The 13,582-nt window shown below is 71.1% G+C and carries 13 protein-coding genes; 9 read left to right on the top strand and 4 right to left on the bottom strand.

What is annotated here, in order from left to right:
* Nucleotides 1–232 precede the first annotated feature (232 nt).
* The 3 genes from AC2RP6_RS02920 to AC2RP6_RS02910 all read left to right on the top strand — a co-directional run bounded on the left by AC2RP6_RS02920 (nt 233) and on the right by AC2RP6_RS02910 (nt 1,755).
* The gene (locus AC2RP6_RS02920) at nt 233–667 is read left to right on the top strand and encodes an Hsp20/alpha crystallin family protein (RefSeq protein ID WP_486444322.1); all 435 of its coding nucleotides are present in this window, start codon (nt 233–235) and stop codon (nt 665–667) included.
* Between the two features lie 163 nt (nt 668–830).
* Nucleotides 831–1,226: a DUF2267 domain-containing protein gene (locus AC2RP6_RS02915; RefSeq protein WP_486444645.1), complete on the top strand. Its 396-nt coding sequence runs from the start codon at nt 831–833 to the stop codon at nt 1,224–1,226.
* A gap of 58 nt (nt 1,227–1,284) precedes the next feature.
* Nucleotides 1,285–1,755 (top strand): DUF2267 domain-containing protein, encoded by a 471-nt coding sequence (locus AC2RP6_RS02910; protein ID WP_486444644.1) that lies wholly within the window; start codon nt 1,285–1,287, stop codon nt 1,753–1,755.
* Nucleotides 1,756–2,077: 322 nt separating this feature from the next.
* Here the strand turns inward: AC2RP6_RS02910 and AC2RP6_RS02905 are convergent, their stop codons facing one another.
* Nucleotides 2,078–2,635 (bottom strand): cysteine hydrolase family protein, encoded by a 558-nt coding sequence (locus AC2RP6_RS02905; RefSeq protein WP_486444643.1) that lies wholly within the window; start codon nt 2,633–2,635, stop codon nt 2,078–2,080.
* Between the two features lie 292 nt (nt 2,636–2,927).
* Between AC2RP6_RS02905 and AC2RP6_RS02900 the strand changes: the two genes are divergently transcribed.
* The 6 genes from AC2RP6_RS02900 (at nt 2,928) to AC2RP6_RS02875 (ending at nt 9,874) form a co-directional block, all read left to right on the top strand.
* The gene (locus AC2RP6_RS02900; RefSeq protein ID WP_486444642.1) at nt 2,928–5,219 is read left to right on the top strand and encodes a catalase; all 2,292 of its coding nucleotides are present in this window, start codon (nt 2,928–2,930) and stop codon (nt 5,217–5,219) included.
* 142 nt (nt 5,220–5,361) lie between these two features.
* Nucleotides 5,362–5,775, top strand: coding sequence for a CBS domain-containing protein (locus tag AC2RP6_RS02895; protein ID WP_486444641.1), 414 nt, complete (start codon nt 5,362–5,364; stop codon nt 5,773–5,775).
* Between the two features lie 259 nt (nt 5,776–6,034).
* Nucleotides 6,035–6,466: an NfeD family protein gene (locus tag AC2RP6_RS02890; protein WP_486444640.1), complete on the top strand. Its 432-nt coding sequence runs from the start codon at nt 6,035–6,037 to the stop codon at nt 6,464–6,466.
* Nucleotides 6,467–6,468: 2 nt separating this feature from the next.
* Complete coding sequence (locus AC2RP6_RS02885; protein WP_486444639.1) at nt 6,469–7,482, top strand: SPFH domain-containing protein; 1,014 nt, start codon at nt 6,469–6,471, stop codon at nt 7,480–7,482.
* Between the two features lie 303 nt (nt 7,483–7,785).
* A complete protein-coding gene (locus tag AC2RP6_RS02880; protein ID WP_486444638.1) occupies nt 7,786–8,145 on the top strand; it encodes a hypothetical protein in 360 nt (119 codons plus the stop codon).
* Between the two features lie 217 nt (nt 8,146–8,362).
* On the top strand, nt 8,363–9,874 hold the full coding sequence (locus AC2RP6_RS02875; RefSeq protein ID WP_486444637.1) for a DHA2 family efflux MFS transporter permease subunit: 1,512 nt from the start codon (nt 8,363–8,365) through the stop codon (nt 9,872–9,874).
* 123 nt (nt 9,875–9,997) lie between these two features.
* On the opposite strand, the gene AC2RP6_RS02870 is transcribed toward AC2RP6_RS02875, so the two are convergent.
* The 3 genes from AC2RP6_RS02870 to AC2RP6_RS02860 form a co-directional block, all read right to left on the bottom strand.
* Nucleotides 9,998–10,420, bottom strand: a complete 423-nt coding sequence (locus AC2RP6_RS02870) for a hypothetical protein (protein ID WP_486444636.1) — start codon at nt 10,418–10,420, stop codon at nt 9,998–10,000.
* 940 nt (nt 10,421–11,360) lie between these two features.
* On the bottom strand, nt 11,361–11,873 hold the full coding sequence (locus AC2RP6_RS02865; protein ID WP_486444635.1) for a hypothetical protein: 513 nt from the start codon (nt 11,871–11,873) through the stop codon (nt 11,361–11,363).
* A 192-nt stretch (nt 11,874–12,065) separates the two neighbouring features.
* Nucleotides 12,066–12,767 (bottom strand): dioxygenase family protein, encoded by a 702-nt coding sequence (locus tag AC2RP6_RS02860; RefSeq protein WP_486444634.1) that lies wholly within the window; start codon nt 12,765–12,767, stop codon nt 12,066–12,068.
* Between the last annotated feature and the right edge of the window lie 815 nt (nt 12,768–13,582).

Below are 13,582 nucleotides of genomic sequence, written 5' to 3'. Positions count from 1 at the left end.
ATTCCCACCTCCGGTCAGGCGCTTGCCCCGGGGCGATACCCGCACGCCCGCACACCCGTGCGCGGCGCGCGGCGCCGGCCGGGGCGTCCTGCCCGAACGACGACAAGCGCGCGTCAACGTGTCATCCCATGGACGACGTACAGCTTGTCATCGTTTGGATGACGTGCTACAACAGAAGCACGTTGAAGCGCATGGGCAGTTCCTGCCTGAACCATCTGGAGGTGTTTTCGCGATGCTGATGCGCACCGACCCGTTCCGTGAGATGGACCGGATCGTCCAGCAGCTGTCGGGTGCGTCGGGGACCTGGTCGAAGCCGTCGGTCATGCCGATGGACGCCTATCGTGACGGCGACGAGTACGTGATCGCCTTCGACCTTCCCGGGGTGAGCACCGAGGCGATCGACATCGACGTCGAGCGGAACATGCTGACCGTGAAGGCGGAGCGCCGGCCGGCCGCCAGGGGCGACGGCGCGCAGATGGAACTCTCCGAGCGGCCCCTGGGGGTCTTCTCCCGGCAGGTCATGCTGGCCGACACCCTCGACACCGAGCGCATCGCGGCCGACTACGACGCGGGTGTCCTGACCCTGCGGATCCCGATCGCCGAGCGCGCCAAGCCGCGCAAGATCAGCATCGGTGGCGAGTCCGGCCGCAAGGAGATCTCCGGCTGAGACCGCCGCGCGGGGAAGACCGCCCGCGGAAGACCACCGCGCGGGCCGCGGCCACGGAGGGCGGGGAGACCATCCCCTCCGGCACCCGCCCTCCGGCACCCGCCCGCACCCTCCCGCCCCACACCCCCGTCCGCCCTCTCCCTCCCTTCTCGGAGGTGCTGTGATGTCGATGCGCAGGGAGTCGTTCCTGGCCCACGTCCAGGAACGAGGCGAGTACGAAACCGTGGACGAGGCCGATCGCGTCGCCCGCGTCGTCCTGGCCCTGCTGGGCGCCCACCTGGTCGGCAGCGTGCGCGCCGAACTCGCCGCCCGTCTCCCCGAGACGTACGCCCTGATCCTCCTCAACCCGCTGCAAGCCGCCGAGCCGCTCTCGCCGCAGCGGTTCGTCCGCGCGACCGCGGCCTGGATCGAGGGAGCCACGGAGGAGACGGCCCTGTGGGACATCGGCGCCGTCCTGTCCACCGCGGCCGCCGCCGCGGGAGACGTCCTGACCCGCGAGGTCCTCCTGCAGCTCCCACCCGGCTACGACCTCCTCTTCGGCCATCCCCAGCCCAGCTGAGCAGCCCGGACGGCCGTGACCCGCCCTTCCCTTCGGCGAGAAAGGTGACCGCACCGCCATGTACGACCAGCTCCGATCCGACCGGCCCGCCCCCGCCGCCGCGGCGTTCGACCAGATGCTGGAACGCGTCCGCTACGAGGGCGCCTACCCCACCCGTGAACGCGCCGAAGAAGCCACCCGTGCCGTTCTCGCCGCGCTCGGCCGCCGGATCACCGGCGACGAACGCGTCGACCTCGCCCAGGCCCTGCCCGTCGAAGCCGCCCTCACCCTGACCTCCCAGGTCCCCGACGTCGAGCAGCTCACCGGCTGGGCCTTTGTGAAGGACTTGGCGGAGCGAACCGGAGTCAGCCCGGCCATGGCCCGCTGGGACACCGGCGCGGTACTCGCCGCCGTGGCACGCCTGGCCGGGCCCGATCTCCTCGCCCGCATCCTCCGGCAGCTGCCCGACGACTACGCCCTCCTCTTCGGCCAAGTACAACTGCGCCGGCCCCAGCCCCAGCCCCGGCCCCAGCCCGTCGCCGCGGCCTGAACGGCGCTCGGCGAAGTACGGGAACGGCGGTAAGGGGACGGGACCGGACGGGAACACATCGGGACATGGGGGCTGGAGCGCCATCGCGCCTCCAGCCCCCGCTCTCGTGAGGCCGGGCACCTCCCAGCGGTAGCCGTCATCGGCGGCACAGGCGAGGCCGCCCGCGCGGGGAGTCGTCGTTGGAAGCACGGCCAGGCCCGGGCGGGTGACGAGCGGAGGAACGGAACGGATGGTCGTCCGTGCCGGGCGCCGCCCACGCCCATCGCGGGTATGAACGCCCGACGTACCGCAGCAGCGCCCGTCCGGTGTGGCCGCTGCCCGCTCACCCGGGGGCGGGGGAGCCGTCGAAGGTGATGTCGTGGCTCAGGCGGATGTCCGCCGACATGTTGCGTTCCATCATGCGCAGGGCCGCCTCGGCCAGGCCGGGGTCGATGTGGGCGACGGCGTCGGCCGCCACCACGACGTCGAGGTGGCGGATGTAGGCGTCCAGGGCCGAGTAGAGCACGCACTGCTCGGTCACCTGGCCGCACAGGACGACGCGCTCGGCGCCGAGTTGTCCCAGCAGGTAGGCCAGGGGGGTCTCGAAGAACGCCGAGTGGCGGGCTTTGACAACGAAGAGCGAGTCCTCGTCGGGCGCGATGGGCTCGACCAGCTCGGAGTGCTTGCCGGTGAGTGCCGCCTGCAGGATCTCGCCGTGGTGAGACCGCCATCGGCCGAAGTTGTCGTTCACGTAGATCACGGGCGAGTCGCCCGCCCTGGCCCGACGCAGGACCGCTTCCACACCCGGCAGGCACGTGCGCACGGAGTCGACGAGCGCGTCCGCGTCCTCGTGCTCGTAGGTGTTGAGCATGTCGATCACGATGAGAGCCGTACAGCCCATGTCGATCGCCTCTCCCTCCACCGGGGCGGCTGCCCGGGCCAGGGCGCCCCAACCGTGTGGCCCCGTGAGCTCCCGGCGCGGTCCCGGCGCGGCCGGGGCACGGCCCCGGTGAGAACCGGTGAGGTCACGCAGGGCCGGGGTGCGGCTCCGGGTGGCCTCCACACGCCCTCCCGCCCATGGCATCGACGAAGCAGCCGCCCGATTTTCGCCGTTTTTGTCGACATGGCAGTGTTTGGGCTTACTCGCATGGGGTCACACGTGTATCGCCCTGATCCCCTGCCCTGGAGCTGTGATGCCAGAGACGAATCCGTTGAAGGCCGTAACCGAAAAGATCGCCGACGTCGTGCAAGGGGGAGGGGCCCAGCGTCCTCCCGCGGAGGGGATCCCGGGTAAGCCGGCCTCGGCGTCTCCGCAGCTGATCGAGCCGGCCCAGCCGGTCGAGCCGTTGCCGCCCAAGGCGGACCAGAGGGGCCCGGAGACGGTGAGCCCGACCGGGCAGCCCACCGGCGACGAGCAGGCCCGGACGGCCCAGAGCGGTGCGTACCTCACGACCGCGCAGGGCACCCGGCTCTACGACACCGACCACTCGCTCAAGGCCGGCCCGCGGGGCCCGGTGCTGCTGCAGGACCACCACCTGCGCGAGAAGCTGATGCACTTCGACCACGAGCGGATCCCCGAGCGCGTGGTCCACGCCCGCGGCGCGGCCGCCCACGGCGTCTTCCAGTCCTACGGCACCGGGGCGGTCGTCTCGAAGGCCGCGTTCCTCGCAGCTGACGCCGAGACGCCCGTGTTCGTGCGGTTCTCCACCGTCCTCGGCTCCCGGGGTTCGGCGGACACGGTGCGCGACACCCGCGGCTTCGCCACGAAGTTCTACACCGAGGAGGGCGTCTTCGACCTGGTCGGCAACAACATCCCGGTGTTCTTCATCCAGGACGCCATCAAGTTCCCCGACGTCATCCACGCCGGCAAGCCGCACCCGGACCGGGAGATCCCGCAGGCACAGAGCGCGCACGACACGTTCTGGGACTTCGTCTCCCTGCACACCGAGGCCACGCACCACACCCTGTGGAACATGTCCGACCGCGGGATCCCCAGGTCGTACCGGATGATGGAGGGCTTCGGCGTCCACACCTTCCGCCTGGTGAACGCGCAGGGCGTCACCACGCTCGTCAAGTTCCACTGGAAGCCCAAGCTGGGCGTGCACTCCCTGGTGTGGGAGGAGGCCCAGATCCTGGGGGGCGTCGACCCCGACTTCCACCGGCGCGACCTGGCCGACGCGATCGAGGCGGGCGCCTTCCCGCAGTGGGAACTCGGGATCCAGACCTTCCCCGACACGCCGGAGCAGACCTTCGAGGGCATCGACCTCCTCGACCCGACGAAGATCGTTCCCGAGGAGCTGGCGCCGGTCAAACCGCTCGGCCTGCTGACCCTGAACGCCAACCCGTCGAACTACTTCGCCGAGACCGAGCAGGTCGCCTTCCACACCGGCCACCTCGTCCCGGGCATCGACCCGACCGACGACCCGCTGCTGGCCGGGCGCATGTTCTCCTACCTCGACACCCAGATCACCCGCCTCGGCGGCCCCAACTTCCCCCAACTGCCCATCAACCGCACCCACGCACCCGTCAACGACATGCTCCGCGACGGCATGCACCAGACCGCCGTGCACCGCGGCGTCGCGCCGTACCACCCCAACAGCCTCGACGGCGGCTGCCCCTTCTTCGCCGGCGCCGACACCGGCGCCTTCATCGAAGTGCCGGTCGAACTCCCCGCCGCGCGCAAGGTCCGCGAGGCGCCCGCCTCCTTCGACGACCACTTCTCCCAGCCGCGGTTGTTCTGGCTCAGCATGAGCGCCGTGGAACGCGAGCACATCATCGCCGCCTACACCTTCGAGCTGTCCAAGTGTTACGAGGAGGCCGTCAAGGAACGCGTCCTGCAGACGCTGGCCAACATCGACGGCCGGCTGTGCGCCGAAGTCGCCGCGGGGCTGGGACTGCCCGTACCGGCGGCCACCGAACCGCTCGGGGACGCCCGCCCCAGCCCGCGCCTGTCCCAGATCGGGCAGACCTGGCCGCTGGACGGACGGATCATCGGCATCGTCACCGACCCGGCCGGTGATCTGGCCGGCGTGGCCGAGGTCCGCCAGGCCGTCCTCGACGCCGGCATGGTGCCGCTGGTGATCGCCCCCGTCGGCGGGCGCCTGGCCGGCGACGGTGATCCCGTCACGGTGCAGCGCACCTACGCGGCCGCACGCTCCGTCGAGTTCGACGCGCTGCTGTTCGCCGGCCTGCCCGCGGCGGGAGCGGACGCCTACGGCGCCCGCGACGCCAAGGCCGGCGATCCCAGGCCCGCAGCCGGCGACCCCCGCGTCCTGGCACTGCTCGCCGAGGCGTACCGGCACGGCAAGGCGGTCGGAGGCTGGAACGGCGCCGAGCAGCTCTTCGAAGCCGCCGGCATCCACGACGGAGAGGCCGGCGTCGTCCTCGCGGGCGACGGACCGGCGGCTCTGCGCCGGCTCACCGAACTGATGGGCGCCCACCGCGTCTGGGCCCGCTTCCCGGCCCCGGCCGCACCCCCCGCCTGAGCACCGTGGCGCCGGCCGGCCATGCCCGGCCGGCGCCACGAGCCGGGAGACGCGCAGCCCGAGCCGTGAGAGGCGTAGGTGGCGGGAGGTCGGGCAGGGGCTCCGTAGAAGCTCGATTCCCGCGACGAGAGGGGTGGCAGTGATGACCACCGCGCGCGACATCATGACTCCGGAACCCGAATGCATCGACGCCGAGTCGACCGTCCTGGAGGCGGCCCAGAAGCTGGCCCGCCTCGACGTCGGCGCCCTGCCGATCTGCGGCACCGACCACAAGCTGAAGGGCATGCTCACCGACCGGGACATCGTCACGAAGGTCCTGGCCGCCGGGAAGGACCCCGCGACCTGCAAGGCGGGCGAACTCGCGCAGGGCGAGGCGGTCACGATCGGCGCCGACGACGACGCCTCCGAAATCCTCCACACCATGTCCGAGCACCACGTCCGCCGGCTGCCCGTGATCGACGGCCACGACCTCGTCGGCATCGTCGCCCAGGCCGACGTCGCCCGGGCCCTTCCCGACCCGCAGGTCGGCGACCTCCTGGAAGCGATCTCCAGCTGAACCCTGCCACCGGTGATTCCATATTGGTCGAAATGGGTACATTGAAGGCCCAATGCGGCGCAAGGTGTACGTCCTGTCGCTCGGCTGATCGGGTCAGTCGGTCGGTCGGCTGATCGGGTCAGTCGGTGGACGGTCGCTCGGCGGGTCGGTCGCTCGGCGGGTCGGTCGCTCGGCGGGTCGGTCGCTCGGCGGGTCGGTCGCTCGGCGGGTTGCCCCGCCGGCCGCACCGCATGGGGCACCGCACGGGAGGAGGGCCTTCGTGGAACCCTGGCTCATGTGGCTGATCGCGGCGGCCGTGCTGGCCATCGCGGAGGTGTTCACCCTCACCGCCGCGCTGGGGTTGCTCGCCGCAGCCGCTTCCGTCACCGCCGCGGCAGCCGCCCTGGGCCTCCCCGTGCCGTGGCAGTTCCTGCTGTTCGCCGCCGTCGAGACACTCAGCCTGCTCTTCGTGCGCCCCCTCGCGCTGCGCCGCCTCTCGCCGCGCCAGGAGGCGCGGTTCGGGGTGGAGGCGTTGGTGGGGAAACCCGCCTACGTGGTCAGCGAAGTGTCCGCGCTGGGCGGCAGGGTCCGCATCGGAGGCGAGGAGTGGACCGCCCGCCCCTACGACGACACGCTGGTGATCCCTCCGGGAACCACCGCCGACGTGGTGGAAATCAGCGGCAGCACCGCATTCGTCTACCCCCGGGAGTGACCATGGAAGCCTGGGTCGTCGTCGGCGTCATCGCCGCGGTCTTCGCTGTCTTCACCGTGGTACGGGCCGTCCGTATCGTGCCCCAGGCGCGTGCCCGCAACGTGGAACGGCTGGGCCGCTACCACCGTACGCTCAGACCCGGCCTCAACATCGTCATCCCCTACATCGACCGCGTCTATCCCGTGATCGACCTGCGGGAGCAGGTCGTCTCCTTCCAGCCCCAACCGGTCATCACCGAGGACAACCTCGTCGTCGAGATCGACACCGTCCTGTACTTCCAGGTCACCGACCCGCGGGCCGCGGCCTACGAGATCTCGAACTTCCTCCAGGCGGTCGAACAGCTCACGGTCACGACCCTGCGCAACGTCGTGGGATCGATGGACCTGGAGAAGACCCTCACCTCGCGCGACACGATCAACAGCCAACTCCGCGGCGTACTGGACGACGCCACCGGCAAATGGGGCCTGAGGGTCAACCGCGTGGAGATCAAAGCCGTCGATCCGCCCCAGTCCATCAAGGACGCGATGGAGAAGCAGATGCGGGCGGAACGGGACAAGCGCGCCGCCATCCTGGGGGCCGAGGGCCAGCGCCAGTCCCAGATCCTCACCGCCGAAGGCGACAAGCAGTCCGCCGTCCTGCGGGCCGAAGGTGAGCGAACGGCCGAGATCCTCCGGGCCGAGGGGCAGTCCCGCGCCATCGACGAGGTCTTCCAGGCGGTGCACCGCAACGACCCCGACCCCAAGCTACTGGCCTACCAGTACCTCCAGGCACTGCCGCAGCTCGCCCAGGGCCCTGGCAGCACCTTCTGGGTCATTCCCGGCGAGGTCACGTCCGCGCTCCAGTCCGTGAGCCGCGCCTTCAACGAAACGCTTCCCCCGTCCCAGGCCACCCACGCCCGGCCCGCGGAGGACCGGGCGACCCAGGCCGCCGACGACGCGGCCCGGGCGGCGGAAGCCGCCGCGCAGGCCCTCGCGGACGCGGCCGACGCCGACCCCACGTCCGGCCCGCTGCCGTAGCCGGTCCGGCCGCCATGGCGTCCTGGCGTCCCTGGTGCCATGGCGTCCTGGCGTCTCTGGTGCCATGGCGTCCCGCTGTCCTGGCGTCGTGGCGTCGTGGCGTCCCGCCGTCCTGGCGTGGTTGCGTCCCCCGTCCCGCCGTCGTGGCGTCGCGGCGTCCCCCGCCCCCGCCCCGCCGTCCTGCCGCCACCCGCCCCGCCGTCCTGCCGCCACCCGGCGCACCCTCCACCGGCCCCGGGACCCGGCGGAGGCGGAGCAGCAACCGTCACCGGGATTGTCAGTGGGCGCGGCGACCATGGGCACATGAGCGCCGGCATAGCGCCCGACAGCCCGTACGCGGGGACCGACGGGCTGTGTGAGCAGATCCGGGGCGCCCTCGCAGCCTGGGTGCCCCGGCTGCTCGGCGTCCACCTCCACAGGGCGGTGTCCGGCCCGGCCGAGCTGGCCCGGCTGCTCGCCTCCATCGCGGACGCCGCCGAACTCACCGAGCTCCCCGGTGACGGCCCGACCGCCCGGGCCGAGCTGCGCGTGGCAGCCCACAGGGCATCCGCGGCCGCCACCGGACAGCGGGGACCGGACGCACGCGCGGACCTCACCGCGGCCCGGGCGGCATGCCGCCGCGCGGCTGTCGCGATCGGCGAGCGCGTTGCCGTCAGAGTCTGACCCAGGCCGCCGGTACGAGCCCGGAGCCGTGCCCGTCCCGGCCCGCGCCATGCCATGCCACGCAACGCCGCGCCATGCCATGCCATGTCCTGGCGTTCCGGTTCGTCGAAATCGTTTGAGCTTCGACGCGGGGACCGACAGGATCGGGCGGGACCGATGAGTTCTGCCCGGCGTCGCAGTCTGTCAGTGTGACCTGCCAGGTACGGAGGACATTCACATGACGGAAGGCACCATGCCCGCACCACACGCAACCCCCACCCTCCCACCCGCCCGCGTCACCGCCGTGCTGCGGATCCTCGTACTGTCCACGTTCGTCGTGCTGCTCAACGAGACGATCATGGTCAACGCGATCCCGCGACTCATGCGCGACTTCGACGTCACCGCAGCCGCCGCGGGCTGGCTGTCCACGGCCTTCATGCTCACCATGGCCGTCGTCATCCCCGTGACGGGGTGGTTCCTCCAGCGCGTGACGACCCGAACCGCCTTCGGCCTCGCCATGGCACTGTTCCTCGCCGGTACGGCTCTGGCCGCGGCCGCGCCCGCCTTCCCCGTACTGCTGGCCGCCCGCGTCATCCAGGCCAGCGGCACCGCCGTGATGATGCCGCTGCTCATGACCACGCTGATGACCCTCGTACCCCCGCAGGACCGCGGCCGCGTCATGGGCAACATCACCCTCGTCATCTCCGTCGCACCCGCTCTCGGCCCGGCCGTCTCCGGTGTGCTGCTGCAGCTGGGGTCATGGCGCCTGCTGTTCCTGGCCGTGCTGCCCATCGCCGGAGCCATGGCCGTCTTCGGCCGACGCAACCTGATCAACATCGGCGAGCCGAAGGCCGCCCCCATCGACTGGATCTCCGTCGCCCTGGCGGCAGCGGGCTTCGGCGCCCTCGTCTACGGGCTCAGCGGCCTGGGAGCCGAGAACGCCGCCCAGGCCCCCGTTCCCCCGGAGGTCACCACCGCGGCCGGCGCCGTGCTCGTCGGGCTGTTCGTCTGGCGGCAACTGGCACTGCAGCGTTCCTCCACCCCGCTCCTGGACCTGCGCACTCTGACGTTCCGCCACTTCTCCGTTGCGCTGGGCCTGATGTGTCTGTCGTTCATGGCCCTCATGGGCGCCTTCATCCTGCTGCCGATCTACCTCCAGGAAGTGTGCGGCCTGACCTCCCTGCAGACCGGGCTGCTCCTCATCCCCGGCGGTATCACCATGGGCCTGCTCGGACCGCAGGTCGGCAAGCTCTACGACCGCTTCGGCGCACCACGCCTGGTCGTACCCGGAGCCGTCGTCACCGCGCTGTGCCTCGGTCTGTTCGCCCTCACGGCCGAGAACACCTCGCCGTGGCTGGTGCTCGCCCTGCACGTGGCCCTGAGCGCGGGCATGGCGTTCGTCTTCACGCCTGTCTTCACCTCTGGTCTGGCCGTTCTGCCGCCGCACCTCTACCCCCACGGCTCCGCCATCCTGGGCTCGCTCCAGCAGGTCGCGGCCGCCGCCGGCACCGCCCTGGTCATCAGCGTCATGTCGGGACGGGCCGCCGCGGCGGCGGCCGAGGGCGCCGACGCCGGCGGCGCCCTCGCCACGGGCATCCAGTGGGGATTCGGCGTCGGCGCCGCCCTCGGCGTCCTGGCCGTACTGGTCGCGCTGCTGATCCGCACCCCACCCGTTCCGCAACAGCCCGCGACGCCGGAGACCAAGGACGAAGACGGCACCACGGCGAACACCACCGTCCCCACGCCCTGAGCCCTCGGACACACGGAGGGCCGTGCGGTGGACGATCGTCCACCGCACGGCCCTCTCCGCCATTCCGGCCGACCCGTTAACCGGGCGCGACGTCGTTACGGAGCGCCCTCCACCCCGAGCGACCTATTGCGTGCTGTCGGGGGTGATGCGGTGAAGTACGTGTTCGTCGAGGACGATGGTGTTGCTGTTGCGGATGGTGCCGTGCAGGTCTGAGAGATTTCCGTCGAGGTGGATGGCCCTGCCCTCGGCCCGGTACGTGCCGGTGTTGACGCCGATTTTGAAAGCGGGGCAGTTGTCCAGATTGCAGATCACGTTGTTGATCTGCTCGAAACGGCCGTCCGCGGTGAGGGTCAGCTTTTCGATGTAGAAGGTGATGCCCGGACGGTTCTGGTCGACGGGCTCGGTCCACTGCCCGGCGACCCGAGCCGGGCGCGCGGCTGCTGCGTCCGCCCCCGTCGTATGGGCGGCAGCAGAGCCACTGCTGGCCGTCATGGCGGCCAGCAGCAGTGCGGCGGTGCCTAACGCTGACTGGATCGTCTTTTTCATCTCTGCGCTCATTTCCTTGTTCGCGGCCCGCGGAGAGTGGAGCAGGGGGCGGGGCGCACAGGAGGGAGACCAGCGCCTCGCCTCGATGCATGCCGCCGGACGACCTCCGCGCTGAGTGCCGGTGCCGGTGAATGCCATCGGCATCGATGAGCGCGACCATATCTGTCCAAACCGGATCGATTTCCACTCCGACAGGGCCCGACGTCTCGTTTCAGCTGCTCCCTGCAAGGGGCGAGCACCGCCCGTCCACCGCAGCGGCAGCGGGGCGCTGCTGCTCTTCCGGGCACCCGGCGCGAGGCACGTCAGCGGACACCGATTGGCCGAGAGTACCCGGCTGCTCCCTGTGCGTGAGCAGGCCGGCCGCGACACGCGGTTGTGCTGTGCCGGGGAAGCCGCAGTGGGCGCCGGGATCCGCTGCCGGCTAAGTGATCGCCACACGCGGGACGACCTGCATTCCTTTGCATTCCTTGCGTGCAATGTGATCTGCCGCGGGTCGTGTCCGTAATGACGATTCGTATTGCTTGTGCGCGCCCGCCCTTTGGCTACCGATGTCTGCTGCGGTCAGCCTTGGGCTGCCGCTGTCCTTGGGCGTCTAACGCCGCTGACGCAGATACGCCAGGGGCGGCGCGCTCTCAGCCCCCGTACGGCCTGCTTCAAGTGACCCTCGGTGTCACCCGGGTCCGACCGGGCGGCAATGCCCGGCATGTGTTGTCGGCGAGAATTCCACCGACGGGCCAGGCTGGCTTGCTCTTGCGTTCCCGGATGCCGGCAGCAGTCTGCTCAAAGGCAGCGATCACCTCGGCAGCAGACACCGGTCCACCCGTCGGTCACCTGGCTCCAACGCCAACGGCTCTCTCGTCACCTCAGCGATCCACGTCAACAGCAATGGACCGACATCCCCGCCCGGCAAGACGCAGGAAACACCATGAGAGGCGACGTCTCAGTTGAGTGTGGGCTGGGGGGTGGCGGGAGTGTCGTAGACGAGTTGATAGGTGACGTCCTTGGGGGTCGGGGCGGGGGTGTTGTGGGTGTAGAGGAGACGGATGGTGGTGTAGCGGTGGGTGTCGGGGTGGTTGGGCCAGGGCTGGGGGTTGGCGAGTGTGACGGTGACGGGGTACGGGCGGAACTGGCCTGCTGCACAGTAGGGGCGGCAGTCGTTGACCAGGTCGATTCCGGTGGCGGTGGCGGTTTCGTTGTTCCAGGTGTGCCAGCGGAGGTCGGTGAGGCGGTTGTTTCCGTCGCCGCAGGCGAGGAGGTATTCGGTGGGGCGGGTTTGGGGTTGGGAGTCGCAGTCGACGACGACGGGGGCGGGAGCTGGTGCGGGGGTGGGTGCTGCGGTTGCGGGGAGGGTGGTGGTTGCGAGCGTTGTTGCGGTGATGAGCAGGACTGCGGCCCAAATTCGCGTGCTGCGGTTTCGTGTGTTGCGGGTGTGGGGGCGGGGTGTGGTGTCCACGGGGCCTCCTCGCTGTTGCCTGGGCGCCGGGGGTGCTGGGGCCATGCTCAGCTTCTCTGATCCCGGAGTGGCTCGCACCTGGTGAGCGTGTTTGTGCCTGTCCTGGCGCGGGGCGGGCCCGTGTGGATGCGTTCCCGGTGAGGGCCGGGGAAGGGGGTCCGGGGGCGGCGGCGGTGGTTCGAGGTGGGGGAGTCAGCTGATGCCGATGGTGTAGGTGGCGTGGTAGCCGGTGGTGTCGGGGATGAGGGGGAGGGTCATGGTGGTGCCTGCGGCGCGGTAGCGGTCGTCGCGGGTGTTGGGGTGTGCGGGTGGAGTGCGGTGGGAGTAGGGCGGGCGGGTGTAGATGGCGGTGAGGAGGTGTTCGGGGAAGAAGAACTGTGAGGTGGTTGCGGTGTGGGGGTCGGGGCGGACCGTGAAGTGGATGTGGGGGGCGAGGCCTGCGTACCAGCCGGGCACGATGGTGTGGAAGACGCAGCGCCCGGTGCTGTCGGTGATCTGGGTGCCGCGCAGGTAAGTGTCTTTGCCGGTGGAGTACTTGCCGTCGGCGTCGGCGTGCCATACCTCGATGCGGGCGTTGGGTACGGGCCGGCAGCCCTCGGGGACGTGTACGAGTGTCAGGTCCAGGCGTAGAGGAGCGCCGTCGCGGTCCTGGGTGATGTCGGAGCGGATCAGGCCGAGGTCGAGGTAGTAGGGTCCAGCGCCGGCCTGTACGGCCAGGACGCAGGCCGGCGACGCCGAGGCCGGGCCGGGTGGGGTGGCGGGCGGGGTGGAGGGTTGTCCGGCCGCACCGCGGGCCCGGTTGGGCCCTGTGCAGGCGGCGCTGAGCAGAGCGGCGGCTCCGGCCGCCCCCGCGACCCGCAGGACGGCCCGCCGACTGGCCCCCAGTGCCCGCACCGTACCCGTACCCGTATCTGCCCGGGCGCCCGTGCCAGCCTTGGCGCCCGTGCCTGCTCCTGTAGCTCCTCCCATACCTGCTTCGGCGCCTGCGCCGGGTCCCGTATCCGCTCCGGTTCCCGTGCCCGCAACGGGGGTTGATGTGGGGGTGGGGGTGTGGTGCTTGGTCATGGAGGCCTTTCGGGTGTGGCGGGTGTTGGCGTTCACGGTGGCGGATGTTGTGGGTGGGCTTTGGTATTGACACGTTTCCTCCTGTGATGCCCGGCTTGGTGTTGGGTGTCGGCGGGGGTTGGTGGGGCCGGGGAGGTGGCCTCCCCGGCCACCGCTGGGCCCAAGCGCTCCAGCATCATCCGGTTCCCGCCGCCTCCGCCCGGTCCGCCGGTTGGTGCAGCGTGCGGTTGCGTGAGCCGTTCCGCCGGTACTCGCTGTGCCGCCGCCCGGGCCGGGGGCGGCCGCCGCTATCCGCCCGGGGTGGTGCTTGTGGGGGAGACCCGAGGTGCTGGCTTTCCGGGCGGTGCGCCTCGGCCTGTACCGGTGTTCCTGATGCCCCCGGTGGTTTCGGCGGTCTCGCCGGCGTTCGTGTTCGCCGGCGGGGGTCTGGGTCGGGGGAGAGCCATGAGGGGGTCCGGGGTGCTGCACCCGGCCCCGGCCCGGGGTGTCGTGCCGCCGGGAGGGGGCCGGGGGTGTCCCCGTCCCGGCGGCACCGCCGCCTATCACCGCCCGGCCCGCCGCCTCCGCCCGGCCCGCCGCCTCCGCCCGGCCCGCCGCCTCCGCCCGGCCCGTCGGTTCCCCGCGGCCGGGTCGGTCGGTTGCCC

The organism is Streptomyces sp. WAC03905 (genome assembly GCF_057371075.1).
Note: the sequence above shows the minus strand (reverse complement) of the source record. Positions and strands in the feature narration are given on the sequence as shown.

Coding starts and splice junctions, on each gene's coding strand:
- AC2RP6_RS02880 (WP_486444638.1), top strand. CDS start 7,786: ATGAGCGCCGGCATAGCGCCCGACAGCCCGTACGCGGGGACCGACGGG.
- AC2RP6_RS02895 (WP_486444641.1), top strand. CDS start 5,362: ATGACCACCGCGCGCGACATCATGACTCCGGAACCCGAATGCATCGAC.
- AC2RP6_RS02910 (WP_486444644.1), top strand. CDS start 1,285: ATGTACGACCAGCTCCGATCCGACCGGCCCGCCCCCGCCGCCGCGGCG.
- AC2RP6_RS02920 (WP_486444322.1), top strand. CDS start 233: ATGCTGATGCGCACCGACCCGTTCCGTGAGATGGACCGGATCGTCCAG.
- AC2RP6_RS02870 (WP_486444636.1), bottom strand. CDS start 10,420: ATGAAAAAGACGATCCAGTCAGCGTTAGGCACCGCCGCACTGCTGCTG.
- AC2RP6_RS02875 (WP_486444637.1), top strand. CDS start 8,363: ATGACGGAAGGCACCATGCCCGCACCACACGCAACCCCCACCCTCCCA.
- AC2RP6_RS02900 (WP_486444642.1), top strand. CDS start 2,928: ATGCCAGAGACGAATCCGTTGAAGGCCGTAACCGAAAAGATCGCCGAC.
- AC2RP6_RS02915 (WP_486444645.1), top strand. CDS start 831: ATGTCGATGCGCAGGGAGTCGTTCCTGGCCCACGTCCAGGAACGAGGC.
- AC2RP6_RS02905 (WP_486444643.1), bottom strand. CDS start 2,635: ATGGGCTGTACGGCTCTCATCGTGATCGACATGCTCAACACCTACGAG.
- AC2RP6_RS02885 (WP_486444639.1), top strand. CDS start 6,469: ATGGAAGCCTGGGTCGTCGTCGGCGTCATCGCCGCGGTCTTCGCTGTC.